The 26,634-nt window shown below is 64.4% G+C and carries 31 protein-coding genes; 16 read left to right on the top strand and 15 right to left on the bottom strand.

Going from position 1 to position 26,634, the window contains the following annotated elements; translation table 11 throughout:
- The 3 genes from G7A66_RS14165 to G7A66_RS06670 form a co-directional block, all read left to right on the top strand.
- Positions 1-267: nitroreductase family protein (locus G7A66_RS14165; protein ID WP_232366696.1), on the top strand; the 267-nt coding region annotated here is incomplete at its 5' end.
- Between the two features lie 51 nt (positions 268-318).
- Positions 319-1,785 (top strand): cysteine--tRNA ligase, encoded by a 1,467-nt coding sequence (gene cysS, locus G7A66_RS06675; protein WP_174294911.1) that lies wholly within the window; start codon positions 319-321, stop codon positions 1,783-1,785.
- Positions 1,782-2,732, top strand: coding sequence for a D-2-hydroxyacid dehydrogenase (locus G7A66_RS06670; RefSeq protein WP_174294910.1), 951 nt, complete (start codon positions 1,782-1,784; stop codon positions 2,730-2,732). The genes cysS and G7A66_RS06670 overlap by 4 nt, the downstream gene beginning before the upstream one ends.
- Positions 2,733-2,744: 12 nt before the next feature.
- On the opposite strand, the gene G7A66_RS06665 is transcribed toward G7A66_RS06670, so the two are convergent.
- On the bottom strand, positions 2,745-3,128 hold the full coding sequence (locus G7A66_RS06665; RefSeq protein ID WP_332310507.1) for a hypothetical protein: 384 nt from the start codon (positions 3,126-3,128) through the stop codon (positions 2,745-2,747).
- Complete coding sequence (locus tag G7A66_RS06660) at positions 3,118-3,306, bottom strand: hypothetical protein (protein ID WP_174294909.1); 189 nt, start codon at positions 3,304-3,306, stop codon at positions 3,118-3,120. Before G7A66_RS06660 ends, G7A66_RS06665 begins: the two co-directional genes overlap by 11 nt.
- Positions 3,307-3,426: 120 nt before the next feature.
- Between G7A66_RS06660 and G7A66_RS06655 the strand changes: the two genes are divergently transcribed.
- Positions 3,427-4,128, top strand: a complete 702-nt coding sequence (locus tag G7A66_RS06655) for a S24 family peptidase (RefSeq protein WP_232366695.1) — start codon at positions 3,427-3,429, stop codon at positions 4,126-4,128.
- A gap of 98 nt (positions 4,129-4,226) precedes the next feature.
- Positions 4,227-4,871: an MBL fold metallo-hydrolase gene (locus tag G7A66_RS06650; protein WP_174295002.1), complete on the top strand. Its 645-nt coding sequence runs from the start codon at positions 4,227-4,229 to the stop codon at positions 4,869-4,871.
- Between the two features lie 18 nt (positions 4,872-4,889).
- On the opposite strand, the gene G7A66_RS06645 is transcribed toward G7A66_RS06650, so the two are convergent.
- On the bottom strand, positions 4,890-5,282 hold the full coding sequence (locus tag G7A66_RS06645) for an MAPEG family protein (RefSeq protein ID WP_174294908.1): 393 nt from the start codon (positions 5,280-5,282) through the stop codon (positions 4,890-4,892).
- A 225-nt stretch (positions 5,283-5,507) separates the two neighbouring features.
- Between G7A66_RS06645 and rpmF the strand changes: the two genes are divergently transcribed.
- The 5 genes from rpmF (at position 5,508) to G7A66_RS06620 (ending at position 8,547) form a co-directional block, all read left to right on the top strand.
- Positions 5,508-5,687 (top strand): 50S ribosomal protein L32, encoded by a 180-nt coding sequence (gene rpmF / locus G7A66_RS06640; protein ID WP_170003267.1) that lies wholly within the window; start codon positions 5,508-5,510, stop codon positions 5,685-5,687.
- A gap of 25 nt (positions 5,688-5,712) precedes the next feature.
- Positions 5,713-6,765, top strand: a complete 1,053-nt coding sequence (plsX, locus tag G7A66_RS06635; RefSeq protein ID WP_174294907.1) for a phosphate acyltransferase PlsX — start codon at positions 5,713-5,715, stop codon at positions 6,763-6,765.
- Positions 6,762-7,739, top strand: a complete 978-nt coding sequence (locus G7A66_RS06630) for a beta-ketoacyl-ACP synthase III (RefSeq protein WP_174294906.1) — start codon at positions 6,762-6,764, stop codon at positions 7,737-7,739. Before plsX ends, G7A66_RS06630 begins: the two co-directional genes overlap by 4 nt.
- Before the next feature lie 128 nt (positions 7,740-7,867).
- Positions 7,868-8,170, top strand: a complete 303-nt coding sequence (locus G7A66_RS06625; protein WP_174294905.1) for an integration host factor subunit alpha — start codon at positions 7,868-7,870, stop codon at positions 8,168-8,170.
- Positions 8,170-8,547, top strand: a complete 378-nt coding sequence (locus tag G7A66_RS06620) for a MerR family transcriptional regulator (RefSeq protein WP_174294904.1) — start codon at positions 8,170-8,172, stop codon at positions 8,545-8,547. Before G7A66_RS06625 ends, G7A66_RS06620 begins: the two co-directional genes overlap by 1 nt.
- Positions 8,548-8,559: 12 nt before the next feature.
- On the opposite strand, the gene smc is transcribed toward G7A66_RS06620, so the two are convergent.
- From smc to G7A66_RS06600, 4 genes are all read right to left on the bottom strand, one after another.
- Positions 8,560-11,994 carry a chromosome segregation protein SMC gene (gene smc, locus G7A66_RS06615; RefSeq protein WP_174294903.1) on the bottom strand — a complete coding sequence of 1,145 codons (3,435 nt, stop codon included), beginning with the start codon at positions 11,992-11,994 and terminating at the stop codon, positions 8,560-8,562.
- Between the two features lie 37 nt (positions 11,995-12,031).
- Positions 12,032-12,784 (bottom strand): thioredoxin domain-containing protein, encoded by a 753-nt coding sequence (locus tag G7A66_RS06610; RefSeq protein WP_174294902.1) that lies wholly within the window; start codon positions 12,782-12,784, stop codon positions 12,032-12,034.
- 144 nt (positions 12,785-12,928) lie between these two features.
- The gene (locus tag G7A66_RS06605; protein ID WP_232366694.1) at positions 12,929-13,636 is read right to left on the bottom strand and encodes a DsbA family protein; all 708 of its coding nucleotides are present in this window, start codon (positions 13,634-13,636) and stop codon (positions 12,929-12,931) included.
- Between the two features lies 1 nt (position 13,637).
- Positions 13,638-14,261, bottom strand: a complete 624-nt coding sequence (locus G7A66_RS06600) for a DUF721 domain-containing protein (RefSeq protein ID WP_408609244.1) — start codon at positions 14,259-14,261, stop codon at positions 13,638-13,640.
- Between the two features lie 14 nt (positions 14,262-14,275).
- Here G7A66_RS06600 and G7A66_RS06595 point away from each other — a divergent pair, with 14 nt between their 5' ends.
- The 4 genes from G7A66_RS06595 (at position 14,276) to G7A66_RS06580 (ending at position 18,378) form a co-directional block, all read left to right on the top strand.
- The gene (locus G7A66_RS06595) at positions 14,276-15,364 is read left to right on the top strand and encodes an A/G-specific adenine glycosylase (RefSeq protein WP_174294901.1); all 1,089 of its coding nucleotides are present in this window, start codon (positions 14,276-14,278) and stop codon (positions 15,362-15,364) included.
- Positions 15,365-15,435: 71 nt separating this feature from the next.
- Positions 15,436-16,782, top strand: a complete 1,347-nt coding sequence (locus G7A66_RS06590; RefSeq protein WP_174294900.1) for a serine hydrolase domain-containing protein — start codon at positions 15,436-15,438, stop codon at positions 16,780-16,782.
- A gap of 7 nt (positions 16,783-16,789) precedes the next feature.
- Positions 16,790-17,686, top strand: coding sequence for an NAD(+) diphosphatase (nudC, locus tag G7A66_RS06585; protein WP_232366693.1), 897 nt, complete (start codon positions 16,790-16,792; stop codon positions 17,684-17,686).
- On the top strand, positions 17,683-18,378 hold the full coding sequence (locus G7A66_RS06580; RefSeq protein ID WP_174294899.1) for a DsbA family oxidoreductase: 696 nt from the start codon (positions 17,683-17,685) through the stop codon (positions 18,376-18,378). The genes nudC and G7A66_RS06580 overlap by 4 nt, the downstream gene beginning before the upstream one ends.
- Before the next feature lie 64 nt (positions 18,379-18,442).
- Here the strand turns inward: G7A66_RS06580 and G7A66_RS06575 are convergent, their stop codons facing one another.
- The 3 genes from G7A66_RS06575 to mgtE form a co-directional block, all read right to left on the bottom strand.
- Positions 18,443-18,691 (bottom strand): hypothetical protein, encoded by a 249-nt coding sequence (locus G7A66_RS06575; RefSeq protein ID WP_174294898.1) that lies wholly within the window; start codon positions 18,689-18,691, stop codon positions 18,443-18,445.
- A 79-nt stretch (positions 18,692-18,770) separates the two neighbouring features.
- On the bottom strand, positions 18,771-19,169 hold the full coding sequence (locus G7A66_RS06570; protein WP_174294897.1) for a DUF1489 family protein: 399 nt from the start codon (positions 19,167-19,169) through the stop codon (positions 18,771-18,773).
- A gap of 48 nt (positions 19,170-19,217) precedes the next feature.
- Entirely contained in the window at positions 19,218-20,663 is a 1,446-nt protein-coding gene (mgtE, locus tag G7A66_RS06565; RefSeq protein WP_232366711.1) for a magnesium transporter, read from the bottom strand.
- Positions 20,664-20,853: 190 nt separating this feature from the next.
- Between mgtE and G7A66_RS06560 the strand changes: the two genes are divergently transcribed.
- Together G7A66_RS06560 and G7A66_RS06555 are read left to right on the top strand one after the other, a co-directional pair.
- Complete coding sequence (locus tag G7A66_RS06560; RefSeq protein WP_174294895.1) at positions 20,854-21,318, top strand: peptidylprolyl isomerase; 465 nt, start codon at positions 20,854-20,856, stop codon at positions 21,316-21,318.
- Entirely contained in the window at positions 21,315-21,626 is a 312-nt protein-coding gene (locus G7A66_RS06555) for a hypothetical protein (RefSeq protein ID WP_174294894.1), read from the top strand. The genes G7A66_RS06560 and G7A66_RS06555 overlap by 4 nt, the downstream gene beginning before the upstream one ends.
- Before the next feature lie 3 nt (positions 21,627-21,629).
- On the opposite strand, the gene G7A66_RS06550 is transcribed toward G7A66_RS06555, so the two are convergent.
- The 5 genes from G7A66_RS06550 to miaB form a co-directional block, all read right to left on the bottom strand.
- Positions 21,630-22,517 (bottom strand): LysR substrate-binding domain-containing protein, encoded by an 888-nt coding sequence (locus G7A66_RS06550; RefSeq protein WP_174294893.1) that lies wholly within the window; start codon positions 22,515-22,517, stop codon positions 21,630-21,632.
- 69 nt (positions 22,518-22,586) lie between these two features.
- Positions 22,587-23,513 (bottom strand): hemolysin family protein, encoded by a 927-nt coding sequence (locus G7A66_RS06545; RefSeq protein WP_174294892.1) that lies wholly within the window; start codon positions 23,511-23,513, stop codon positions 22,587-22,589.
- Positions 23,514-23,535: 22 nt separating this feature from the next.
- A complete protein-coding gene (gene ybeY, locus G7A66_RS06540) occupies positions 23,536-24,036 on the bottom strand; it encodes an rRNA maturation RNase YbeY (protein WP_174294891.1) in 501 nt (166 codons plus the stop codon).
- Between the two features lie 11 nt (positions 24,037-24,047).
- Positions 24,048-25,037: a PhoH family protein gene (locus tag G7A66_RS06535; protein ID WP_174294890.1), complete on the bottom strand. Its 990-nt coding sequence runs from the start codon at positions 25,035-25,037 to the stop codon at positions 24,048-24,050.
- 217 nt (positions 25,038-25,254) lie between these two features.
- On the bottom strand, positions 25,255-26,628 hold the full coding sequence (gene miaB, locus G7A66_RS06530; RefSeq protein WP_174294889.1) for a tRNA (N6-isopentenyl adenosine(37)-C2)-methylthiotransferase MiaB: 1,374 nt from the start codon (positions 26,626-26,628) through the stop codon (positions 25,255-25,257).
- Positions 26,629-26,634: the final 6 nt, after the last annotated feature.

Here is a 26,634-nt window from a genome sequence, read left to right as displayed (position 1 = left end):
AAATATATGGGCCCGCCGCAATGGTCCGACATGGGCATGTGGCTGCAGACGGTGATGTTGCTGCTGCGCGAGGAAGGGCTGGATTCCTGCCCCCAGGAAATCTGGGCGATGTATGGCACGCATATGAAGCGCCTGCTCGGCATCGATGACGATCACATCTTCTTCTGCGGCATGGCAATCGGCTATCGCGATACCGACCACGCCATCAACAATTTCGCCGTGCCGCGTGTTGCGCTGCACGAAGCGGTCGAGTTCCGCGGCTTCTGAAACGCTCTCACCCTTGACCGCAGGCGGGCCGGAGGGGCAAGGCTGGCGGCGATGAACGCACCACGACAACCCCGCGAACTGCGCCTGTTCAATTCGCTTACCCGCAAGGTGGAAAGCTTCAAGCCGGTCCATCCGGGCGAAGCGCGAGTCTATACTTGCGGACCGACCGTCTACAACTACCCGCATATCGGCAACATGCGGGCCTATGTCTTCGCCGATGTGCTTGGCCGCACGCTGGACTGGTGCGGCTTCGATCTGATCCACGTCATCAACATCACCGATGTCGGCCATTTGACGGGCGATGGCGACACGGGCGAAGACAAGCTGGAAAAGGCTGCCGCCGGGTCGAACGCAACCATCTGGGACATCGCCCGCCATTATACACACGCTTATTGGGATGATGTGAAGGCGCTCAACATCCGCCAGCCTGCGCATTGGTCCATCGCCACCGATTACGTGCCCGCGATGATCGATTTTGCGAAAAGCATCGCCGCCGACCACTGCTACGAACTAGAATCCGGCCTCTATTTCGACACCGCCAGCGTCGCGCATTACGGGGCGCTGGCGCGGTCAGTTACAGAGGACGGCGCGGAAGAGACGCGCGGCCGGATTGCCGAAGTATCGGGCAAGCGCAACGCCGCCGATTTCGCTATCTGGCGCAAGACTCCCGCAGGCGAGAGCCGGCAGATGGAATGGAATTCGCCTTGGGGCCGCGGCGCGCCGGGCTGGCATCTGGAATGTTCGGTCATGGGCGAAAAGCTGCTCGGCTTTCCCTTCGACATCCACACCGGCGGCATCGACCATCGTGAGATCCACCATCCGAACGAGATCGCGCAGAACCAGGCCTTCTGCGGCAGCGATGCCTCGGGCGCGAATATCTGGATGCACAATAATTTCCTGGTCGAACGCCGCGAAGACGGCGGGCCGGGCAAGATGAGCAAGTCTTCGGGCGAATTCCTGCGGCTGCAACTGCTGATCGACAGGGGTTATCACCCGCTCGCCTACCGGATGATGTGCCTTCAGGCGCATTACCGCAGCGAGCTGGAATTCAGCTGGGACGGGCTGCGCGCGGCGCTGACGCGGCTGAAACGCTTGCTGATCGCGGCGGAACGGGTGCGGGATGCGGGGAGCGGCGATGCTGAAGATGCAAAGCTGCAGCCATTCCGCGAACGCTTTGCCGCCGCCATGCAGGACGATCTCAATACGCCCAAGGCGCTGACTGCGCTGGAAGATGCACTGGCCGCGAAGAAGGTCGACGCAGGGGCGAAACGCGCCTTGATCGCATCGATGGATGATGTGCTGGGCCTCGGCCTGCTGACGCTCGCCCGCAGCGACCTGCGCATCAGGCCGAAGGATGCGGCGGCAGACGAGGCGGTCCTGGCGGAGAAGCTGGAAGCCCGCCGAAAGGCACGGGCGCAGAAGGATTTCGCCACTTCCGACGCCCTGCGCGACAAACTTGCCGCCATGGGCGTGGAAGTAATGGATGGCGATCCGCTGGAATGGGAATGGAAAATATGAGCGACGCGAAACCGGTCACCGTCCTTTCCGCCATGGTGCGCCCGCTGCTGGAACCGCATCTGCCGGACGGGCTGGACGTGCGCTGGTTCGCGTCGATGGAGGAGATGCAGGCACTCGCGCCCGAAGCCGAGATCGGCTGGTTCGACGCCAATGACAAAGCGCCCATGGTCGCGGCGGTAAAGGCCGCGACCCGGTTGAAATGGCTCAATTCCATTTATGCCGGGCTGGATTTCCTGCCGCTGGATTTGCTGGCCGAACGCGAGGTTATCGTCACCAACGGCGCCGGCATCAACGCGACTACCATCGCGGAATATGTCGTCATGCTGATGCTGACGCAGGCGAAAGGCTATGCCGAAGTCGTGCGGGCGCAAGACCGGAAGGAATGGCTGACGGATTCACCGGGCAAGAAAGAACTCGCCGGAAGCCGCGCCCTGCTGCTCGGCATGGGTGCGATCGGCAAGCTGGTAAAGACGCGGCTGGAAGCGTTCGACGTCGATGTCGTGCCGGTGCGCCGGACCGCAGTCGAAGGCGCGCTGGGGCCGGACGAATGGCGCAGCCAGCTGGGTGAGTTCGACTGGATCATCCTGGCCGTGCCCGCAACCCCGGAAACCGAAGGCATGATCGGCGCAGACGAACTTTCGGCGATGAAAAAGGACGCCATCCTCGTCAACATCGCGCGCGGAACCGTGGTCGATCAGGACGCGCTGGTGCAGGCGCTGCAAGGCAAGGACATCGGCGGGGCGCTGCTCGACGTGACCACGCCGGAACCGCTGCCCGCCGACCACCCGCTGTGGGACCTGGGCAATGCCCAGATCACCATGCATCTGTCCGGCCGCGCGCAGGACCGGATGTTCCAGCGTTCGGCCCAGCGCTTCCTCGACAATCTGCGGTCCTACCTTGCGGGCGGGGAGGTCGGCCCGCGCATCGATCCCGCCCTCGGTTACTGAAGGACACGAGGATCACTTGTCATCCAGCATCAGCACTTCCACGCTGACCTCCATGCGGGGTGCGGGCAGTAGCGTGTGATCGACGCTGGTTACATTCGCCTCCGCGACAATTTGCCCGCGAATGGTGAATTCATGATCGGGCAGGCAGGCGACGAATTCCTCGCCTGCCGCGACTGCATCGGCGCCGTCGAAGAATAGCTCCACGCTGTGCCGCGCACCGGTGAAAGTGATGCTGGCCCAGGCGCGCTCGGAATGGCGAACGAAGGTGGCATGGTGCTGCGCCAACGCCGCCAGCGCATCGCGCAGATGCTCGGCCGGTCCGCGCCGCAGCTTGCGTAGCGGGCGAACGGTTTGGCTTTGCTGGTCTTCGAATTGCGTTCTGCCTTCAATCCGCACGGCAGTTCTCCCGATATTTGTTCATGAAATGTTCCACACGTCTTTCCGTTGCGGAACGGGGTGTGCGACCGTTCCGCAGATCGAGCACGAAGCGCGGATCATGCGTCGCCAACCGCCCGAACCTGGTCGCCGGCATATCGGTTTCGCGCAGGAATTTCTCGATATGGCGTATCAGCATTGGTCCCTTCCGAAGCTGCTTCTTGCAAGGCGACCACCCGCCTCGATTCGTCTTGATGAGGCCGTGGTCGCGCTTGAAGTCCTACTTGTCTAGGAAAAATACTTCATGTAGGAAGAATTCATGAGAACGCCTCCGAACCAGCAGATTTCGGATCAGATGCCGGGGCAGGGCCGGGCCGAATTGCTGCGTCTAGCTGGCGAACACAATGCCAGCCTGTCCGCGCTATCGCGGCTTATCGGACGAAATAACAGCTACTTGCAGCAATATGTCCGTAAAGGCAGCCCGCGCAAGCTGGAGGAGGAGGACCGCCATGTTCTCGCCCAGTTCTTTGGCGTGGCCGAATCGATCTTGAGAGACTCGGAGGAAAAATCCTTTGATCGCATAAACACGGCAGCCGCGACCGCGAAGGTGCCGAGGGAAGGGTGGGTCGACATCCCGCGCCTGCCGCTCGGCGCATCCGCCGGGCCGGGCGCCTTCGGAGCGAGCGAAGTGCCCTTCGACAGCTTCCGCTTCTCCGCCGACTGGCTGCGGCGCAACGGGCTCGGCGATGCGCGGCTTTCCGCCATCGCGGTGCAGGGCGACAGCATGACGCCGGTGCTATCCGACGGCGACGAGATGCTCGTCGATACCGCGCAGAACAATTTACGCGACGGCATCCATGTCGTCCGCCTCGACGATGTGCTCATGGTCAAGCGCCTGGCGCAGGCCGCGCCTGGGCGGATCACCTTGCTGAGTGAAAATTCGGTCTATCCTCCGGTGGAGGTTTCAGCCGAGGACCTGACCATTGTCGGCCGCGTGGTGTGGAAATCGGGCCGGCTCTGAACGATTTGCAAAATGGGGCCGCACACGCCACATCTGAGCGCATGACAGCACAGCCAGCATCCTCCGCCGACAAGCCCGCACCCTCTACCGGCAAGCCCATGCGCGCAGCGATCATGCCGGTGACGCCGCTGCAGCAGAACTGCTCGCTGATATGGTGCACGCAGACGATGCGCGGCGCACTGATCGACCCGGGCGGCGATCTGCCCAAGCTGAAGGCCGGGGTCGCGAAATCGGGCGTGACGCTGGAGAAGATCCTGATCACCCACGGGCACATGGATCATTGCGGCGAAGCCGGAGTGCTCGCCGAAGAACTCGGCCTGCCGATAGAAGGCCCGCATGAAGCCGACCGCTTCTGGATCTCGCGTCTGGAGGAAGATGGCAAGCGTTACGGCATGAACAGCCGCAGTTTCGAGCCGGACCGCTGGCTCGACGATGGCGATACGGTGACGGTCGGCGCGCTCACGCTCGACGTCATTCATTGCCCGGGCCACACGCCGGGCCATGTCATCTTCCATCACGCGCCCAGCAATTTCGCCATCGTGGGTGACGTGTTGTTCCAGGGCAGTATCGGCCGAACCGATTTCCCCATGGGCAATCACCAGGACCTGCTGGACGCCATCACCGGCAAATTATGGCCGCTGGGCGATGACACGACCTTCATCCCCGGGCACGGCCCCACCAGCACTTTCGGGCAGGAACGCAAGACCAACGCCTTCGTCAGCGATACCGCGCTCGGCAGGTAGACTGCTGGCTGGAACTTCTCAGGCCGCCGCCAGCACCGCGCCGGTGGCAACACCCGCCAGCCAGAGGGCAGTGACCATCGAGATGATCGTACCGATCATGCGGCCGGTCGCCCATTTGCCGCCATCCATGCCCAGCGCATGAGCAATGCGCCCGGCGATATAGAGCGCAGCGACGATCGGCAGCCACCAGCTGCCAAGTTCGGCCAGTTCGATCGCCGCAATCAGGACAAGAACGATCGGCGTATTCTCGATGTAATTGGCCTGCGCCCGCATGCGCCGCTGCAGCGCCTCATTGCCGCCATCGCCCACGGTAATCTTGTTGGCCCGGCGAACTGCTCCGATGCGGATCATCAGCCAGACATTCAGCAGCGCAGCGGCCGCGGCAGAGGCGAGAGTGACGGTCAGGAACATAGGCGTGCTCTTTTCAGTTTCTGGCCACCTTGCCCGGTTCGGTTCGCGGCACGGCGTTTCGTTAAGGCCGCGGCGGGGTGCTTGCAAGCTGCGTTCAAGAGTGTATAGGCGGCGCCTTCCCCGTGAAAGCCGGGCTGTCCGTCATGCGCAATGTCTGCGCGGGTGGTCTGCCCGAAAGTCGAAGCGGCCCCGTAACGCTCAGAAATTCAAGGAACAGGTGCCTCCATGGCTGTCCCTAAAAGAAAAGTATCCCCGCATCGCCGCGGCAATCGCCGGTCCCATGATTCGCTGAAGGTCGAAGCTTTCCACGAATGCGGAAATTGCGGCGATCTCAAGCGTCCGCACAATCTGTGCCCGCATTGTGGCCACTATAACGGCCGCGAAATCGTCGCCGTCGGACTCTGATCCCTAGCACTTGCCGGAGAAAGCCATGACCTTGCCGCGTATCGCCATAGACGCGATGGGCGGTGATGAGGGCGTGCGCGTGATGATCGAAGGTGCGGCCATCGCGCGTCGCCGGCATGACCGTTTCAAATTCCTGCTGGTGGGTGACGAAGCCCGCATCGCGCGCGCTCTGGAAAACCACCCCGGCATGGCAGGAGCGTCGGAAATCCTGCACGCGACCGATGTCGTCGGCGGCGATGAGAAACCGACGCAGGCGCTGCGCCGGGCAAAGACCACCAGCATGGGCATGGCCGTCAACGCGGTAAAGCGCGGGCAGGCCGGTGCTGCTGTCAGCGCCGGTAATACCGGCGCGCTGATGGCGATGAGCAAGCTGGCGCTGCGTACGATGCCCGGCATCGACAGGCCTGCGCTTGCCGCACTGCTCCCCACACTGGAGGAGCATGACGTGATCATGCTGGACCTCGGCGCCAATACCGATTGCGATGCGCGCAACCTGGTGCAGTTTGCGATCATGGGTGCCGCTTATGCGCGCTCTGTCGGTATCCGCGCGGTGCCCCGCGTTCGCCTGCTGAATATCGGGACGGAAGACACCAAGGGCACGGACCAGCTGCAACAGGCTGCCGCTACCCTGCGCGGCGCACAAGGGCTGGACTTCAGCTTCGACGGCTTTGTCGAGGCGGACAAGATCAATCGCGGCGATGTCGACGTGGTCGTATCCGACGGCTTTTCCGGCAATATCGCCCTGAAGGCGATCGAGGGCGCCGCGCGTTTCGTGACCGACCTTTTGAAGGATGCGTTTCGGTCTTCTATCCGCTCCAAGGTCGGTTTTCTCATCTCGCGCCCGGCAACCGAATTGCTGCGGCACCATCTTGACCCCAACAATCACAATGGCGCGGTCTTTCTCGGCCTGAACGGTGTGGTCGTGAAGAGCCACGGCAGCGCCACCGCCGATGGCGTCGCCAATGCGGTGACGGTCGCGGCGAAGCTGCTGGAAAACGATCTCACCCAGCGCATTGCCGCCGACCTTGCCGAACTGGGCGAGGAGCGGCTGCGCACCCGCCAAGACAGCGGCGCATGATCCGTTCAGTCATCCGGGGCAGCGGTTCGGCACTTCCGGCCAAAGCGGTGAGCAATGCGGAACTGGCCGAGAGCGTCGATACGAGTGATGAATGGATCGTCGAACGCACCGGCATTCGCAACCGCTACATAGCGGGTGAGGGGGAGACGACCGCCACTTTGGCTACCGGCGCGGCGCGCGCGGCGCTGGCGAGTGCAGGGATCGACGCTGCCAAGGTCGATCTGATCGTGCTGGCTACCGCAACGCCGAACAACACTTTTCCGGCCACGGCGACCCAGGTGCAGCATGCGCTGGGCTGCAATGGCGGCATCGCCTTCGACGTGCAGGCGGTGTGTTCCGGCTTTCTCTACGCCATGGCGACCGCGGATTCGATGCTGAAATCTGGCATGGCGCGCTGCGCGCTGGTGATTGGCGCGGAAACGTTCAGCCGCATTCTCGACTGGGAAGATCGGGGCACCTGTGTCCTGTTCGGCGATGGCGCGGGGGCGATCGTGCTGACGGCGGAAGACGTTGCGGAAGGCTCCGGCGCAGAGGCGCAGGGCATTATCGCCACACGCCTGCATGCAGATGGTGCGCATTCGGAACTTCTCTATGTCGATGGCGGTCCCTCCACCACCGGGACGGTTGGCAAGCTGCGGATGAAGGGGCGCGAGGTGTTTCGCCATGCCGTCGTCAATCTGGCGGACGTGCTGAACGAAGTGCTGGACGGTGCGGGCCTTGCTCCCGAGGACATCGACTGGGTAGTCCCGCATCAGGCCAACGCCCGCATCCTCGATGCAACCGCGCGCAAGCTTGGCCTTCCGGCAGAAAAAGTGATCGTGACGGTCGACCGGCATGCCAACACCTCGGCGGCATCCGTGCCGCTGGCCTTCGACACTGCGGTGCGGGACGGGCGGATCAAGCCGGGAGATCTGGTCATGTTCGAGGCGATGGGCGGGGGCTTCACCTGGGGTGCCAGCCTAGTCCGGATCTGAATTTTCGATCCGCAACGCTGGCCGATAATCCCGGCAATCCTGGTGACATGCTTGCACCGGCGCGGATGCGCGGCTAGTTTGACCCATGTTGAATTGACCAATTGTTTGGATAGGTTAGGGGGAATCGAATGGCTGAGACGGTTGGTACGCTTACCCGGGCGGATCTTGCAGACACGATGAACAGGCGAATGGGTTTTTCCCGTTCCGAAAGCCTAGAACTTGTCGAATCGTTGCTGAACCACATGTGCGAAGCGCTCTCCAAGGGTGAGAACGTGAAGGTTTCGGGTTTCGGCAGCTTCATCCTGCGCGACAAGGCGGAACGGATCGGCCGTAATCCGAAGACCGGGGTGGAAGTGCCGATCACGTCGCGGCGGGTCCTGACCTTCCGTGCCAGCCAGTTGCTGAAACAGCGTATCGACGCTGCCGCCTGATGACAGATGGGGCCGACCGCACGCTGTTCGACGATGGCAAGGACGGTAATGCGCTGCGCACCATCGGCGAAGTGGCAAAGGCCCTGTCGCTCAAGACTCATGTTCTGAGGTATTGGGAAGAGCAGTTTCCTCAGCTCGAACCGCTGAAGCGCAGCGGCGGCAGGCGTTATTACCGGCCGCAGGACATTGCGATGCTCCAGCGGATCGACAGCCTGGTGAACCATCAGGGCTACACGCTGAAAGGTGCCAAGGCTGCCCTTGGCGACGAGGCTGTCCCGCAGTCCGTCCCCGAAGCTCAACCTGAAGCCGGCAATCCCGATATTCTCCGGCAGCTGAAATCGATTCGCAACAGACTGGCCACCGCTCTCGCGGAATGAACGTCGCCGCCGCTACTCCGCTGCCAGCATCCCCTCCGCCGCTGCAAGATCGACACTGACGAGGCGGGATACGCCTTTTTCCACCATCGTGACGCCGAACAGCCGGTGCATCCGGCTCATCGTCACGGCATTGTGCGTGACGATCAGATAGCGTGTTGCCGTCTCTGCCGTCATCGATTCCAGCAGGTCGCAAAAACGGTCGATATTGGCATCGTCCAGCGGGGCATCCACTTCGTCGAGCACGCAAATCGGTGCGGGGTTGGTCAGGAACAGGGCGAAGATCAGCGCGATGGCCGTCAGCGCCTGTTCGCCGCCCGACAGCAGGGTGAGCGATTGCAGGCGTTTGCCCGGCGGCTGAGCATAGATCTCCAGCCCCGCCTGCAAGGGATCGTCGCTATCGACCAGCGCCAGATGCGCGCTGCCGCCTTCGAACAGGCGCGTGAACAGCCGCCTGAAATGCGTGTCCACCTCCTCGAAAGCGGCCCGCAGGCGTTCGCGCCCCTCGCGATTGAGACTGCCGATGGAGCCGCGCAGGCGGTTCACCGCCTCGGTAAGTTCCGCCTGCTCCTCCGCGCTGGAGCCTTGGGTCGACTCCAGCTCCTTCAACTCTTCCGCCGCGACCAGATTGACCGGGCCGATGCGCTCGCGGTTGGCGGCGAGGCGGTCCATCTCCGCCGATTCCGTCGCCGCGTCTTTCACATCATCCTCGGCGAAATCGAACCGGCCGGGCAGCATGGGCGGGGGGCACTGGAACCGTTCGCCCGCGATGCGCCCCATTTCGATGCGGCGGGCCTCGTGCCCTTCCGCCTTTGCCGCCAAAGTGGCGCGTTCTTCGCGCAAACTCGCCAGCGCTTCGACGATACGCTGAGCGGCACCCTGCATCTCGGCGGCCGTCGCTTCCGCAGCGGCCAGGGCTGCCTCGGCCTTCGCGCGCTCCCGCAGCAGGCGCTCGCCCGTTGCGCTCCCTTCGGCAATCTGCCGCTCCAATCCTTCGGGTTTGCCGGCCAGAACGGCCTGTTCCTCCTCGATATCGGCAAGCCGCCTGCCCATCTCGGACAGGCGCTTCGCCGCATTGCCAGACCGTGCCCGCCAACCCGCCATGTCCGAACGGCGCGCGGCCAGGCGTTCGCGTGTCACCGCGAGGGACTGGTCATGGCCCGCCAGCCTGGCCATCGCACTCTGCAATGCGCCGCGCGCATCCTCATGAGCAAGGCGGGATTTCTCCAGCGCTTCGCGTCCGGCAGCAGGATCGGCAAGGTCGTTCAGGTGAGCGCGAGCAGAAGCGAGAACCTCCTCCGCCTGTGCATGGCGCAAGTCGAGGCTTTCCGCCGTTCGGGCCATCTCTTCTTGCCGGGCCTTCTGCCGTTCGGCCTCGCTTTCGGCGCGGTCCAGCAGCCGCAGGGCCTGGCGTTCGGCTTCGTCCGCCTGCTGAAGGGAGCGTTCCGCCGCAACTTCCGCCTGCCGATGCTGATGCAGCGCCTGTTCTGCTCGGTCTGCCGAACCCGCGGCCGCTTCGGCTGCCTGGCGAAGTTCGGGCAGCTCCTTGTCCAGCCTGGCGAGGCGATTGTCGGCCTCCAGCTGCAAGGCTTCGGCGCTGCCTTCGCCCCATGCGACGAAGCCGTCCCAGCGGCGAAGCGCACCTTCATGCGTGACCAGCCATTCCCCCGGCTGCAGGGGCCTGCCATCGTCCTCTGCCGCGACGTGGATCATGGCGAGACGCGGGCCGAGTTCCGGGGGATATGCGCTCGTGTGATCGAGCAGACTATCCGAAACGCCGCTGCCTTCCCGCGCATCATCGCGGCCCGCCCAGAAGCGTCCGTCCGAACCATGCTCCGGCGACCCGATCAGCGCCTTGGCATCACGGCCAAGCGCTGCGGCCAGCGCCTTCTCATAGCCCGGTTCGGCCCGTAATTCGTCTATCGCGCGCCTCGCTCCCTTGTTCTGCCCGGTTCGCTTGCTCCGTGCTGCACGGTCACGCTGCAAGGCGGAAAGCTCGCGTTCCAAACCCGCCAGTTCAGCCCGCGCCGCCGCCTGAGCCGCTGCGGCCGAGTCCCGTTCGGCGGCTAGCGCCTCCTTGCCGCCGCGAAGCGCCTGCAATTCGTCCCGGCGCGCGCTCAAGGTCCTGCGTGCCTGTTCGACAGAAGCACGGGCCTGCTCCACCTGCTGCTGCGGATCGGTCGCGCCTGCAATGTCGGCCGCGAGTCGTTCCTGCCGCACGCGTTCCGCATCCAGCCGGTCGAGTTCGGCGGCGGCCTGCGTGATTGCGGATTGCGCCACGCGCCAGTCGGCCTCCACGCCCGCCTGATCAGCAGAGGCCTTGGCCAGCGCCAGTTCCGCCGAACGGTTCGCCCGCTCGCGGGTCTCCAAATCAGCCGCAAGCGAGGGGCGGGCGGCTTCGTCCCGCGCCAGATCCTGCTCGCTTGTCAGCAGCGCGTTCTCGAGGTCGGTCAAAGCCTTCGCCGCCTCGCCCGTAATGCGATCCGCATCCGCGCGGTCATCTTCCAGCCGCTGGCGTTGCCGGTTCATGTCTGCAAGCCGCTGCCGGGCGGCTTCCAGACTATTCTCAAGCGACGCCATGCGGTGGGAGTGAGCGGCGGTATCGTCGCGCCGGTCGGCCAGCTCGTCCCTCGCCCTCGCAAGTGCAGCGGCGGCGATGGCCTGCGCCTTCTCCGCAGATTCCGCATCGGCGCGGGCGGCGGTGACCCGCGCTTCGGCTGCGGCGGCTTCGCGTTTCGCAGCCTCGGCAGTGTCTACTGCTTCGCGCCAGCGCGTATAGATCAGCCGGGCTTCCGCCAGCCGGATTCTGTCCGACAATTCGGCGTAACGCTCCGCCTGCTTCGCCTGACGGCGCAATGCGGCGATGCGGCTGTCCAGCCCGACCATCAGATCGTCGAGCCGCGCCAGATTGGCCTCCGTCTGGCGCAGCTTGCCCTCTGCATCGCGGCGGCGGACGTGCAGCCCGGCGATGCCTGCAGCTTCCTCCAGCATCTGCCGCCGTTCGGCAGGCTTGGCGGCGATGACCTGCGCGATCTTCCCCTGGCTGACGAGCGCGGGGCTGTGCGCGCCGGTAGCCGCATCGGCGAAGGCGAGGGCGACGTCCTTCGCCCGCACGTCGCTGCCGTTCACGCGGTATGCGCTGCCCGCGCCGCGCTCTATGCGGCGGACGACTTCCAGCGGTTCGCCCTCGGCATCGGCGCCCTGCAGCACGACTTCGGCGAAATCGCGTGGCGGGCGCGCTTCGGTTCCGGCGAAGATGACATCTTCCATCCCGCCCGACCGCATGCTCTTGGGCGAATTTTCGCCCATCACCCAGCGGATTGCTTCGAGCAGGTTGGACTTGCCGCAGCCATTCGGGCCGACGACCCCGGTCAGCCCGGGTTCAATACGCAGTTCGGCAGGTTCGACGAAGCTCTTGAAACCGCTGAGCTTGAGCCGCCGGATCAGCATTATTTCAGCATCTGCCCCGGCAGTCCCTGGCGCTGCTTCAGCGTGCGCCGGCCCGCTGCAGCACGGGTTCCAGACCCGCCCAGCTGTTGGAATCGACCTTGTTGCCGTTCACCAGGAATGTCGGCGTGCCCTCGATGCCGAGTTCGCTCGACTGCGTATCGGAACGTTCGGCGATGGCGGTCACTTCATCGACATTGGCGAGGCAGGTGCGCTGCTGATCGACGCTGAGGCCGCGGGCAGCGAAGAAATCGACGAGGTTTGCAGCTTCCGCGACGGCGAAGAAGCGCTGTTCTTCCGGCAATTCCATTGCAGCCTGCAGCGCCTGCGGATTGGCCTGCGCGCCGTTCATCAATTCGTTGAGATTGGCCCAGACTTCCGCCGAAAGGGGATGGAAGGTCTGGTCTTCGCCGCAACGCACCAGCGCCGCGAGCACGAGGTCGATGCCGTTGTGAACCTGATTGCGCAATTCGAAAGATACCCGGCCGCTGGAGACATATTCTTCCTTCAACTGCTCGGCCCCGTTGCCGGCGAAAGCGGCACAGGCCGGGCAGGTGAGCGAAGCATATTCAACGACCTTGATCGGCGCATCGGGATTGCCGAGCAGGTAACCGTCTTCAGGCGTCACGGTGACCACATCTGTCCAGGCCTGACCCTGCGGGGCGGCTACTTCCTCAACCGGTTCCGTCGCTGCGATTTCACCTGTCTGCGCTTCTTCCGATCCGCAGGCAGCAAGCGAAAGGGCGAGCGGCGCGGCGAGGGTTGCAAAAGCGATGCGGCGAAAAGTGATCATGTGGATAAGTTCCCGTCAGTGCGCGGCAAGGATGGCCGCGGGCAGTAATAAGATGTCGAGACCATAGGAGCGGCCAGCGGCAGTTTCCACCGCAAAACGCCGCTCAGCGGCGGCAGGGCGATCCTGCGGCAAACCACGCGGCGCTCACTTGGCCGGCTTCAACCGCGCGTCGAGCTGCGGCGCCAGCGTCGCCCAATCATGGGTTCCGGCCAGCAGCACGCCGTTCAGCGCAAAACTGGGCGTTCCTCGCACGCCGAACTGCTCGATGTCGGCAACCGTGTTGTCGGAAAGGCGCTTGGCCATTGCCTCGTCATTCAGGCATCGGTCGGCGTCGGGGCGGGAGTAGCCGCGCCCTTCCATCAGCTTGTAGAAGCCGAAATCGGCTGCGATGGCGCGGCGGCGCGTTGCGTTGTCGCCGGTGCTCCAGCGCTGAACCTGCGCGGGCGAACGATTGGTCAGTGTCGGCAGCCATTTGGTCTGCGAACGCATCAGGGCCGCGTGGTTCTGCGGGAATTTCGCAGCGGGGCCGCAATTCGCGAGCATCGCCGCCGTCAGGTCGACAGGGTCGTGCAGGCTGTGCCGCACGTCGAGGCTGACTTTGCCGGGGCCGATATAGCCGATCTGCAGCGGTGCCTCGCCCTCGATGGCGAATGTCGCGCAATGCGGGCAGGTATAGCTGATGAATTCCGTCAGCTTCACCTTGGCCTGCGGGTTGCCGATCATGTGGCCGCGGTCGGTACGTTTTACGGTGGTGTTCCAATTCCCGTTCGCGCCGATGAGCAGGCCTGCGGAGCCGAGGAGACCGGCGATCAGAGCGGTTTTCCGGACCAGACCGGCAATCTTCTTCGTCATTCTAATCTTTCCCCTCCGCATCCTTCGCCGAAAGGCTGCGCGCCAGCGATTCAAGCACCGTCCGCAATTCCGGGTCGCCGATGTCGCGCAGCGAATCGCCCAGTTCCATCGGAATGGGTTTCAGCGACGGCGGCGCCTTGGGCCGGCTTTCAGCAGGCGGCGGCTTAACCGCGCCTTGCCGAATCTTCACCCGCGCCACGGCCTTGTAACCGAAGAAGCGGTTCACCCGCTCCATGATCTCGGGGATGACATGCTGGATCAGCGGCGCATGGGCGGGCAGCACCACCAGCTGCAATATGCCTTCGCTCTTTTCGCCGGGGGGAAAGCGGATCGCTTCGGGCGAACAGACGCGGGCGTGGCGTTCGCCGACGATCTCGTGCCAGCGGGTAACCACGTTCGATTGCACGAAGCCGAAGCGGCGAAACGCGGTGCGCCCGATCTGCGGCATCAGGTCTGCGATCGCCTTCGCACCGCCGCCGCGCGGGCGTTCGTATTCACGCGGCTGGCGACGCGATTCAGCGGCTCTGCGCGCAGGCTTCTTCGCGGCCGTCGTTTCGGCCGATCCGCTGTCCGTAGGTGGGGTGTCGCCGCTCTGCATTGCACTTTCCATTCTCGGACCGCTCATGACATAGAAGCGCCGTGACTGCCAGCGCTCCGCCCACATCATCCGCAACACATCCCGAGGTCATCGCGCCGCTGCTGCTGGATTATTACGATGCCCATGCCCGCCGCCTGCCGTGGCGCGCGATTCCGGGCGATCCGCCGCCCGATCCCTACCGCGTCTGGCTGTCGGAGGTGATGCTGCAACAGACCACGGTCGCTGCCGTCATCCCCTATTTCGAGAAGTTCACCCGTCGCTGGCCGGATGTGGAGGCGCTGGCCGCTGCGCCCGAAGAGGACGTGATGGCCGCCTGGGCGGGGCTCGGCTATTATTCCCGCGCCCGCAATCTCGTCGCCTGCGCCCGCGCAGTGGCGGAACGGGGCGGCTTCCCTGAAGAGGAAGCGGAACTACTGAAACTGCCGGGCCTCGGCGCCTATACCGCAGCCGCTGTCGCCGCCATCGCCTTCGGCAAGCGGGCCGTGGTGGTGGACGCCAATGTCGAGCGGGTGGTGTCGCGCCTGTTCGCCATTTCCACTCCGCTGCCCTCGGCGCGCAAGGAGATCCGTCAGGCGACATGCCGCATCGTGCCCGACGAGCGTGCCGGCGATTTCGCACAGGCCCTGATGGACCTCGGTGCGACGATCTGCACCACGCGCGAACCGCGCTGCCTGCTCTGCCCGCTGGCGCAGCACTGCCGCGGACGGGCCACGGGCGATCCGGCATTCTTCCCCGTCAAGCCGCCGAAGAAAGCAAAGCCGGTGCGGCAAGGCACCGCCTACTGGATGGAGCGTGGCGGTGCGGTCTGGTTGGTAACACGGCCCGGCAAGGGCATGCTGGGGGGGATGCGCGCGCTGCCGGATGACGGGTGGAAGGCCAGTGCATCAGGCGACCGGGCTGCGCCGGTGCCAGGCAAATGGCGCGAATGTGGGAGCGTTCGGCACGTCTTCACGCATTTCGCCCTTGAACTCGACGTGCTCGCATCGGCAGGCGAACCGGCCTCCGATCCAACCGGCGCTGGCGAGTGGTGGCCACTCGACCGCCTTGAAGAAGCTGGCCTCCCGACCCTGTTCGCCAGGGCCGCGGCGATGGCAATCGCGAACCGCTCCGAACCGTTCATGCCCGATTGACGCATCCGGCGCCATCAAGCAGACAGTTCGGCGAAAACAGTTGCGAATAGAAATTGACGAGAGGATTACCCATGGCGTTTCGCGAGTTCGACCAATCTGCCCTGTCGCGCCGTTCCCTGCTGCGAGGCGGTGCGTTTCTGGGTGCGGGCGCGGTCATGGCCGGGGTGCCGATGGCTGGCCTGGGGCGGATGGCGTTGGCGCAGGACACAGGTGCCGCCGCCTGGCCTGCGGTTTCGTCACTGGTCGACAGCTATGTCGATCCGCGCAAGCTTGCGAATATGGTGGCCGTCATGGGGTGGCAGCAGCGCGATCCGACCATCATTGCCAAGGGCGGCCTTTCAATCGGCAATCCCCGTCAGGCGGGCGCGGACAGCATTTTTCGCATCTATTCCATGACCAAGCCGATTACCGGCATGGCGGTGATAAGCCTGATCGACGAGGGCCGCCTCGGTCTTGACCAGCCGCTGGCCGAGCTCCTGCCCGCTTTTGCCAACATGCAGGTGCAGAAGACCTATGACGGATCGATCACCGATCTCGAACCGGCACAGCGGCCCATCACCATCCGCAATCTGCTGACCCATACCGCCGGGCTGGGCTATTCCATCATCCAGAAGGGGCCGATCGCCCGTGCCTATGAAGCCGCGGGCGTGGTGCCGGGGCAGGTGACGAAGCTGCCGTTGGGCGCTGCCTTCGGGCGGGGTGAGCCGGTGCGCGGTCTGGACGTCTTTGCCGACAGGCTGGCCGAACTGCCGCTGATCGCGCAGCCGGGCACGCGGTGGAGCTATTCCGTCGGTCTCGACCTCCTGGGCCGGGTGATCGAGGTGGCATCGGGCATGAAGTTCGACGCCTTCCTGCAGGAACGCTTCTTCGAGCCGCTCGACATGGACAGCACAGGCTTCCGCGTCGATTCCTCCGATGTCGAACGGCTGACGACGAATTACGGCGTGATTGCGGGCAATCTCATTCCGATCGATCCGCCGCGCCAGTCCGTCTACCTCGACGACCCGGCATTCCCTTTCGGCGGAGCGGGGCTGGTGTCCACGCCGCGCGACTACGACCGCTTCCTGCAGATGCTCGTCGGTTACGGCATGTTCGAAGGCAAGCGCATCATGAGCGAACGGGCCGTGCGCATCGGCACGTCGAACCTGCTGCCGGACACCGTGAATACCGCCGGCACAATGGCCGCTGGAGCAGGCTTCGGCGCGGGCGGCCGCGTCGGGCTTGGCGCGCAGGAAGGCATCTATGGCTGGGGCGGGGCCGCGGGCACCGTGGCGCTCGTCGACATGAAGCGCGGGCTGCGGGCCAGCGCCTATACGCAATACATGCCCTCCGACGCCTATCCGATCCATGCCGCCTTCCCTGCCGCCGTGGTCAAGGATCTGGTGATGCAGGCGCAGCGCGGCGATCTTGCGGCCTGATCCCGCAATGACGGAGCCTGCCACAGTCCGGATGCCTGCCGCTTTCGCCGGATCCGATCTAGACCGCGCGGACCACATCAGGGCGGATGCGGATGCTTTGTCCGGCCTGATGGACTGGCGCGCCCGCTTGCTGAAGATGGACGGGCTGGCGCCGGTCGCGGGCGCGGACAATTGCCTGGAATGGGGCACGCTGGCCGATTGCGAGCCCGAGGACGAGCTGGTGTTCCTCGGCCTGCTCGGCGGCAAGGGCTGCTTTGCCGCCGTGCCGCAGCCGGGCAAGAGCGGGCCGGCACCCGCCATGCCGACGATCTGGCACATGCTGGCGACCATGCCCGCAGCCGACCTCGCCACCTATGGCGCGGCGCGCAGTCTCGTCGACTGGCACATGCGGCACCGGTTCTGCGCCAATTGCGGGCAGGGCACCCGCATTGCCAAGGGCGGCTGGCAGCGGTCCTGCGACGACTGCGGTGCCGACCATTTCCCGCGCACCGACCCTGTAACCATCATGCTGGTCGAGCACACCGACGGCAGGCTGCTGCTCGGCCGCCAGCCCCGCTTTCCCGCGCGGCGTTTCTCCGCGCTGGCGGGCTTCGTCGAACCCGGTGAGGATGTCGAGGAAGCGGTTGCCCGCGAGGTGCAGGAAGAGGCGGGCATCGCCGTGCGCGACGTGCGCTATGTCGCCAGCCAGCCGTGGCCTTTCCCCTCGCAATTGATGATCGGCTGTCACGCGATGACGGACGAGGATGCGTTGACGGTGGACGAGACGGAGCTGGACGAAGCCCGCTGGTTCACGCGCGAGGAAGTCGCGGAAGCGATGCAGGCGGGCGAGAACGGCGCGGCGTTTATCGCACCGCCCAGACTGGCGATTGCAAACACTTTGCTGACATGGTGGCTTGAGAGATGACCGACACGAAAAAGCTCTCCATCGATATCTGGTCGGATGTCATGTGCCCGTGGTGCATCATCGGCTACAAGGCCCTGGAACAGGCGCTGGACGAGATGGACGGGGAAGTGGAGGCGGAAATCCGCTGGCTGCCTTTCGAACTGAACCCCGACATGCCCGCAGAGGGAGAGGACCGCGTCGCGCACATCGCCCGCAAATACGGCCGCACGGCGCGCCAAGCCAAGGACGCCAGCCGCCACATGGCCGAGCGGGCGGAGGGTTTGGGCTTCAGCTTCGACTATGCAGGCGATCTGGAGCAGGGCGAAGCCCCGCCGCAAGCCATGATGTGGAACACGTTCGACGCACACAAACTGCTCCGCTGGACCTTGGCGCAGCACGGGGCCGAGCGGCAGATGGCGCTGAAACTGGCGCTGTTCCGCGCCCTTTTCCAGCACCGCCGCCGGATCGGCGATCGGGAAGTGCTGCTCGACATCGCGGAGGAACAGGGCCTCGACCGGCTAGCTGCCGCGCCTGCGCTGGACGATGCCGAACTGGCGCAGATCGTCCGAATGGAGGAGCAGGCCGCCTTCGACGCCAATGTCACCGGCGTTCCGGCGATGATCGTGGCTGGCAAGTTCCTGGTGCCGGGCGCGCAGGATGCCGAGACCTACAAGCGCCTGCTGCGCAAGGTGGCGGAGAAGGTAAAAGGCTGAGCGCCAGCAAAAGCCCCGCGAAGCCGAGGCTCGCGGGGCTGAATGTCGTCCGATCAGGTGACGGTTACGAGTTGTTGCGCTCTTCCTGAATGGCAGCGCGGGTTTTCGGGCCCTTCTGCGCATCGTCGGAAGGATTGTCGGAGCCGATCTCGGGTTCGCGGTTGTCGGGGTCCGTGGCGCGGTTGGCTTCGCCGCGCTTGCCCACGCGGCGGTTCACTTCGCCGCCGGCGGAGCCCTGCTGGCCGGGGGTGGGTTCGGCCGACATGCTGTCGATCAGATCATTGTCGGGGTGACGGGACTGGCGTTCTACCATGAATATTCTCCTTTCCCGGTCAACGGGCGAAGGCGGCCAGGCGTTCCGCGAATGCGTGCTGCTTCTATCAGATAATGCGTCAGATCAGGCCCAGCTTCTGCAATTTGCCCATCAGCCGCCCCGGCAGCATTTCGCCGATATCCTCGCCATCGGCCAGGTCGCGCGGCGCATCGTCGGCGGCAAGATAGCGCCAGCCCTGATGAGCGCGCTTGAGGCGGGGGTGCACGGGGATGAGGCGCGGTTCCAGCTGCACCTCCCAGCGCCCGTCCTCCTCCCGCTGGTGAAATCCGCGAATGGGAGTGCGGCCGACCAGCGCATGATCAATGATCCAGAACAAGGATCCGCCGACCATTTCATCGGCGCGCTTGGGGCAATAGCGCGTGGTGATCTTCGCCTCCGGTCCCATGTTTTCCAGCCGTTTCTGCAAAGCAGGCAGATTGGGTACGCGGAATGCGATCTTGGTCATGTTGAGCGCCATGCAACACAAGATAGGTTGCGGCAGGCTGCGGGCAAGCGCCCGCCGGAATCAGCCGGCAAGGCCCAGCGCGACCGCAAGCCCGAGAAAGGCGAAGAAGCCCATGGAATCGGTAATCATCGTGACGAAGACGCTGCTCGCCACCGCCGGATCCTGGTTCAGCCTTTCGAAGATTACCGGCACCAGCACGCCCGCCAGGCCCGCCGTTATCACGTTGATGACCATGGCTACGGAGATAACGAGACCGAGCATCGGCGTGAACAGAACACCCGTGGCCGCGCCGACCAGGACGGCTATCGTCACCCCGTTGAGCATCGCGACCCGCATCTCGCGCCATAAAATCCGCCGCGTATTCGATTGCGTCAGCTGGTTGGTGGCGATGGCGCGCACCGTCACGGCCATGGTCTGCGTTCCCGCATTGCCGCCGATGCTGGCGACGATGGGCATCAGCACGGCCAGCGCGACCAGCCTTTCGATAGCGGCACCAAAAGCAGCGATGATCAGGCTGGCGATCAAGGCAGTGCCGAGGTTGGCGATCAGCCACCGCACACGCGCCACATAGGCGTCGCGGATGGGTTCGTTGATGTCACCTTCACCCGCACCGGACAGCAGCAGTACGTCCTCGCCCGCTTCTTCGGAAATGATGTGGACCACGTCGTCGACCGTCATCTGCCCGACCAGCCGCCCGCTTTCATCCACCACGGCGGCGGAGATCAGGCCGTATTTCTGGAACATGAGGCCCAGTTCTTCCTGATCGATCATGTCGGGGATCAGGATCTGGTCGCGCTTCATCACATCGGCCAGCGCCACGTCGCGCGGCGTGCGCAGAACCCAGGAAAGCTGGCAGGTGCCGACCGGATGGTGAGCATGGTCGACGACGAACACTTCCAGAAAGTCGTTGGGCAGGTTCTTGCGTTCGCGCAGATAATCGATGAGGTCGCCGACCGTCAGATGCTCGGGCACGGCCACGAATTCGCGGCTCATCAACCGGCCGGCGGTTTCTTCCGGATAGTTCAGCGCCGTCAGGATGACCGCGCGGTTTTCCGGCTCCAGTTCCGCCAGGATGGCGCGCTGTTCGGCGGGCTGGAGATCCTCGATCAGCTGGACCGCGTCATCGGTTTCCAGCTGTTCGGCGATGGAGGCAACAGCGGCGGCGGGCATCGCGCCCATCATGTTGTCGCGGACGAAATCGTTCAGTTCCGAGATGACTTCCACGGTCATCAGATCGGTAATGGCGCCGGCCAGAACGAGGCGCTCGTCAGGTTCGAGCAATTCCAGAAGGTCGGCGATGTCGGCGGGGTGCAGCGGTTCGACCAGATCGTAGACGCGGCCGCGCTCGCCCTCGTTCATCGCGTCGCGCACGGATCGGACGAATTCCGGTTTCAGCCGGTTTTCCTCGTCCATGCGTTCGTCATCGACGCGGTCGTCCGGACGTCCGGGCTCCGGTTCGGGCTCGCGTTGGGGTTCGTGAGGCGACTGGTCCTGATCTGCCAGCATCAGGTCGTGGTCATACGGATCTTGCGCCATGCTGCCGGCCCCTTCCTGCTGGAGATGCACGCCCATCCGTGCCCCGTGCCGTTCGCATAAACCGCCCTGTCCCGAAAGCAAGGTGCGCCGTGGCTTCTACGGGTGACATGCGGCCGCTTGTGTCTATATCGGCGGCTAAAGCAACAGGAGAAACGCGAATATGGCAGACGAAACACTCACGCTCACGCTCGACACGGGCAATGGCGAAACCGGCGATGTGGTGATCAAGCTGCGTCCCGACCTTGCCCCGGGTCACGTGGCCCGCATCACCGAACTGGCGCGCGATGGCTTCTATGACGGCGTGGTCTTCCACCGCGTCATCCCCGGTTTCATGGCACAGGGCGGCGATCCGACCGGCACTGGCATGAGCGGCAGCGACAAGCCCGACCTCAAGGCCGAATTCAACAGCGAACCGCATGTGCGCGGCACCTGTTCGATGGCCCGGACGCAGGCGCCCGACACCGCGAACAGCCAATTCTTCATCTGCTTCGACGACGCCCACTTCCTCGACGGCCAATATACCGTCTGGGGGCAGGTGCAGAGCGGCATGGAACATGTCGACGCGCTGCCCAAGGGCGAACCGCCGGCAAACCCCGGCAAGATCACCAAGGCCACCGTCGGTTGACCAGCCGCGGGCTGATGCTGTCGGCGGCGCTGCTCTGTGCAGCGCCGCTGGCTCTTGGCGGCTGCGCCAGGGACCAGTCGATGGATGTCATGGCGCTGGCGAACGGAACCGGACCAAGCGATGCCTGGCCGGTCAGGGATGCGGGCATGAAATACCGCATCGTCGCCGCGCATGGTTTCGTGCCGGAAAGCCAGTCGCTGCTGATGCGCGATGGCCGCGCCTATGACGTGATCACCGCGCGCCGTCTGAACACCGGTGAATACCGAACCTTCTGGTTCGATATCGGCAGCGCGACACGCGATTACTGACGATCAGAGCCCGGCGTCGACCAGCCAGTCGTGGAACAGGCGCACCGGGCGCTGTTCCAAGGCGCGCGGGCGGCAGATGAACCAGTAGCTGTAGGGGCTTTCGACCGGCGTTTCCTCGAACAGCCGCGCCAGCCGCTTGTCGCTGGCTCGCTTGAAATGATCGTCATGCATGATGGCGATGCCGAGGCCCTGCGCCGCTGCCTCCAGGATAAGCTGGCCGGAATCGTAATGGTCGATGGCCGCAGGTTCCAGCCCGACCAGGCCCAGCGCCTCTTTCCACGCAACGAAGCTGTCGGGCAGTTCATTGTGGATGAGGAAGGTCTGTTTCGACAGCGCCTGGATGTCGGGCGCCTGGCCGATCTCCGCGACCAGATCGTGGCTGCAGATGGCGTGTACGCGGTTATGGTCCAGCCGCACGGCGTGATAGGCCGGGTCCGGCTCCCGCATCAGAACGATCGCGGCATCCAGCGTGTCGCCAACCCTGTCCAGCAGATGCGGGCCGGTATCGATGTCGAGATGCAGGCGCGGGTGCAGCTTCCGCAGTTCCGCGAGGCGGGGAAACAGGCGCTGTCCGCCGAACAGCGGCAATACGCCCAGATGCAGGCGGATCAGCCGAAGATTTTCCGACTGGCTTTCCACCGCCAGCGCCAGCGCGTCCATATGCGGCGCAACCGCATTGAAGAAAGCGCGCCCCTCATCGGACAATTGCATCGATTGATGCGCGCGGGTGAACAGTTTCTTGCCGACGAAATCTTCCAGATTGCCGATACGCCGCGAAAGCGCCGATGGGCTCAGCGCCAGTTCGCTGGCCGCCGCGCGCGCGGAGCCCAGGCGCACGATACGCATGAACGCTTCCAGGGCGCGCAGGGGAGGCAGACGGCGATGAGCCATTTGCAACATTTGCAACGACGCCGACGGTTTGTCGAGCCGGATTTCTGCGCGGTGGGCGCTTCGTGCCGGTCAGGCTTCCACCACCTCGATGATTTCGGGCGGATGCAACCGCAGGCGCTTCACATGGGTCTCATCCGCTTCCGTGACCTCGATGGTCCAGCCGCTGGGATGGGGAACGCGCGCACCGACCTGCGGTACGCCTTCGTTCAGCACGTAGGTGAGGCCGCCCAGCGTATCGACCGATTCTTCGATCTCGGCCAGGTGCGGATCGATGCGCTTGGCAACATCGTCCAGTTCGGCGCGGGCATCGCAATCCCACATGCCCTCACCAATATCAACGATCTGTTCTTCGGGTGCATCGTCATGTTCGTCTTCGATATCGCCGACGATTTCCTCGACCAGATCCTCGATGGTGATGACCCCGTCAGTACCTGAATATTCATCCACCACGATGGCGAGATGCACGCGGCGCATGCGCATGTCGGCCAGCACGTCCAGCGCGTTGCGGGCCTGCGGCACGAACAGAGGCTGGCGCATCAGGACCGTCCAGTCGGCCGGCGGAGGCTTCCCGCCCGCAAGGATCGGGAAAACGTCCTTGATGTGGATCATGCCCACGACCTCGTCCAGCGTCTCGCGGTAGACCGGCAGACGTGAATGACCGTGTTCCGCGAACAGGGCCACAAGGCCGTCCCAGCTTTCGTCGGCAGAGACTGCAATGATCTCGCCGCGCGGGATGGATACGTCGTCGGCGTCATGTTCGGAAAAATGCAGCAGGTTACGTAGCATCTGGCGTTCGACCTGCGACAGGTCGCCCCGCCGCGTGCGTTCGGCTTCCTCCTCTTCGGAGGCGTGCTCGTCCTCATGCTCGTCAATGGCTTCCTCGAGCTGCGAGCGGAGCGATCTTTCGCCTTCGTCGCTGTCGAAGAACTTGCGGATCGCGACCCAGAGGCCGTTTCTACTCTCCGCGTCTCCCGCGGGGGATTCAGGTTCGGGCATGGCCCTCTTGGTGCTCCTTGCTTTACTTGCGGTCGCCATATGGGTCTTTGAGGCCCAATGTCGCAAGCGCCTTTATCTCCAGCGCTTCCATCTCTTCGGCGGCTGCATCCGAGGGTTCGTGATCGTGTCCGGCCAGATGCAAAAGGCCGTGCAACACCAGATGCGCGACATGGGTGGAAAGTTCCACGCAGCGTTCAGCAGCCTCGCGCGTGCACGTCTCCAGCGCAAGAGCGATATCGCCGAGCATCTCAGGCGGACCGTCTGCGGGCAGGGCGCGCAACTCATCCCGGGCAAGCATCGGGAAAGACAATACATTCGTCGGCTTGTCGCGGCCCCGCCATTCGCGGTTCAGCGCATGGACCTCGGCATCGTCGGTGAATAGCAGGCTGGCGGAAAGACGGTGGTTCGCAAGTTCCGGAGCCACGCCGAGGGCCGCTTCCGCGACCATCTCGGCAAGGCTCTCCCAATCACCCGCCAGCGTCTCTGGAGCAGGCCAGTCTTCGGCAGAGATGTCGAGTTCCATCGGCGTGCCCTTCAGTACACACGCTCTTCATCGGTGCCTTCATAGGCGTCCACGATGCGTCCGACGATCGGGTGCCGAACGACATCGGCGGAGGTAAAGCGCGACACCCCGATCCCCTCGATATGCTCCAGCTTGTTCACCGCATCGACAAGGCCGCTCATCCGGTCGCCGCCGGGAATATCGACCTGGCGCGGATCGCCGCAGACCACCATCCGGCTGTTCTGGCCGAAACGGGTGAGGAACATCTTCATCTGTTCGCGGGTGGTGTTCTGCGCCTCGTCGAGGATCACGAAAGCATCGGCCAGCGTCCGCCCGCGCATGAAGGCGATGGGCGCGATCTCGATCTCGCCGCTGGCGATGCGGCGTTCCACCTGTTCGGGCGGCATGCAATCGAACAGCGCGTCGTAGAGCGGGCGCAGATAAGGATCGACCTTCTCCTTCATGTCGCCGGGCAGGAAGCCGAGCTTCTCGCCCGCTTCCACGGCGGGGCGCGACAGGATCAGGCGCTGGACGCTGCCGGTCATCAGCTGGCTGACGGCCTGCGCCACGGCGAGATAGGTCTTGCCCGTACCTGCGGGGCCGAGCGCAAAGATGATGTCCTCACGCGCCAGCTGCTGCATGTAGGGGGCCTGCCCCGCGCTGCGCGGCACGATGGTCTTGCGCCGCGTGCGGATCATGATCGGCGGCGTGTCGGGCGCACCGCGCAAGATGCCTTCCAGCGTCGGTTCGTTGCTCATGGAGACAAGCGAATCGATTTCGCCGCTGTCGATTTCGTGACCCAGCGCCAGACGGTCATACATCTTCCGCAGCACGTCGCGGGTGCGGGCGACCGAATCTTCGGGGCCTTCGACCTGAACCATGTTGCCGCGCGCGGATATGAACACGCCGAGGCGGTTTTCCAGCTGCACCAGATTGGCATCGAACTGCCCGAACAGCGGGGTGAGAAGCGACGAATCGTCGAAGGCGACCTCGGCCCGGACGCGCCTGTTGTCGCGGGTCATGATGGGATCCGGCGACAATTGCGGGTCCAAAGGAGTTTTACGAGCCAATAGAATCCTTTCGGGCAGGTAACTCGGCAAAATGTAAGGCGGTTGCCGCACAAGACAAGCATGGTCTCGCGGCGCTTACGTGAATATGCGCAATTTTCCCGACCGACCCCAGCAGACCAAGGCATGCATCTGACCTCGGACCGCTTGCCCGCCAGCGAATTGAACGCAGTCAGACGGGTGTGCCGGCCAGCGAATTCGGCCCTGCTTCGCCCAGTTGCACGCGCACCATGTTGCCGATCGCGGCATCGCCGAAGAAGTGAACCGATTGCAGCCAGGGCGACTTGCCGATCCACTGCCCTTCGCGGCGGCCCTTACGCTCGACGAGAACATCGCAGATCGTCCCCGATTTGCTGTGATTGAAGGCGCGGCTGTCCCGCTGCAGCGCGGCCTGCAGGCGTTGCAGGCGTTCGTCCATCACCTCTTCCGCCACCTGGCCATCCATCGTCGCTGCCGGAGTGCCCGGGCGTGGCGAATATTTGAAGCTGAAGGCCGCGGCATAGCCGACCTCGGCCACGAGGTTCAGCGTATCCTCGAATTCGGCCCCAGTCTCGCCCGGAAAGCCGACGATGAAATCGCCCGACAGCGCGATACCGGGACGCGCTTCGCGGAAGCGTTCCAGCAGGCGCAGGTAGCTTTCGGCGGTGTGGCTGCGGTTCATCGCCCGCAGGATGCGATCGTTGCCGGATTGCACCGGCAGATGCAGGTAAGGCATCAGCTTTGCCACTTCGCCATGCGCGGCGATCAGCGCGTCATCCATGTCGGCGGGATGGCTGGTCGTGTAGCGGATCCGCTCCAGTCCGTCGACGCGGTCCAGTGCATGGATCAGCCCTGCAAGTCCGACATTGCGGCCCTTCTCGTCCGTACCGCTCCAGGCATTCACATTCTGACCCAGCAGCGTGATCTCACGCGCACCGGCCTCGACCAGCCGTTCGGCTTCCTCGACCAGGGCGGCATAGGGGCGCGAGATTTCCGCTCCTCTTGTGTAGGGCACGACGCAATAGGTGCAGAACTTGTCGCAGCCTTCCTGCACGGTGAGGAAGGCGGACGGCGCGGATTTGCGGCGGCGGGGGAGGGCAGCGAATTTCGCATCCGCCGGCATGTCGGTATCGGTGCTGCGCTTGCCCGCAACCGCCGCGTCGATCATTGCGGGCAGGCGGTGATAGGCCTGCGGGCCGACGACCATCGAGACGGCAGGCGCTCGGGCCATGATTTCCTCGCCCTCGGCCTGCGCGACACACCCTGCGACAGCGATCAGCGGCGCCTTGCCTGCCTTGCGGCCCGCTTTTTCCAGGCGGCCGATATCGGAATAGACCTTTTCCGCCGCTTTCTCACGAATATGGCAGGTGTTCAGAACCACCAGATCGGCATCCTGCCCCTCTTCGGCGGGGACGATGCCGCGTTCGCCCAGCATTTCCGCCATGCGCTCGCCGTCATAGACGTTCATCTGGCAGCCGAAGCTTTTGACCCGGTAGGTTTTAGGACCATTGGCAGAGGTTCGGGCGGCAGAGGTGCCGTCGGCGGGAAGGATTTCGATTTCGGCCATGCCGCG

The sequence above is a fragment of the Alteripontixanthobacter muriae genome, assembly GCF_013336795.1.
GTDB lineage: Bacteria > Pseudomonadota > Alphaproteobacteria > Sphingomonadales > Sphingomonadaceae > Pseudopontixanthobacter > Pseudopontixanthobacter muriae.
This window is presented reverse-complemented; position numbering and strand designations above follow the sequence as displayed.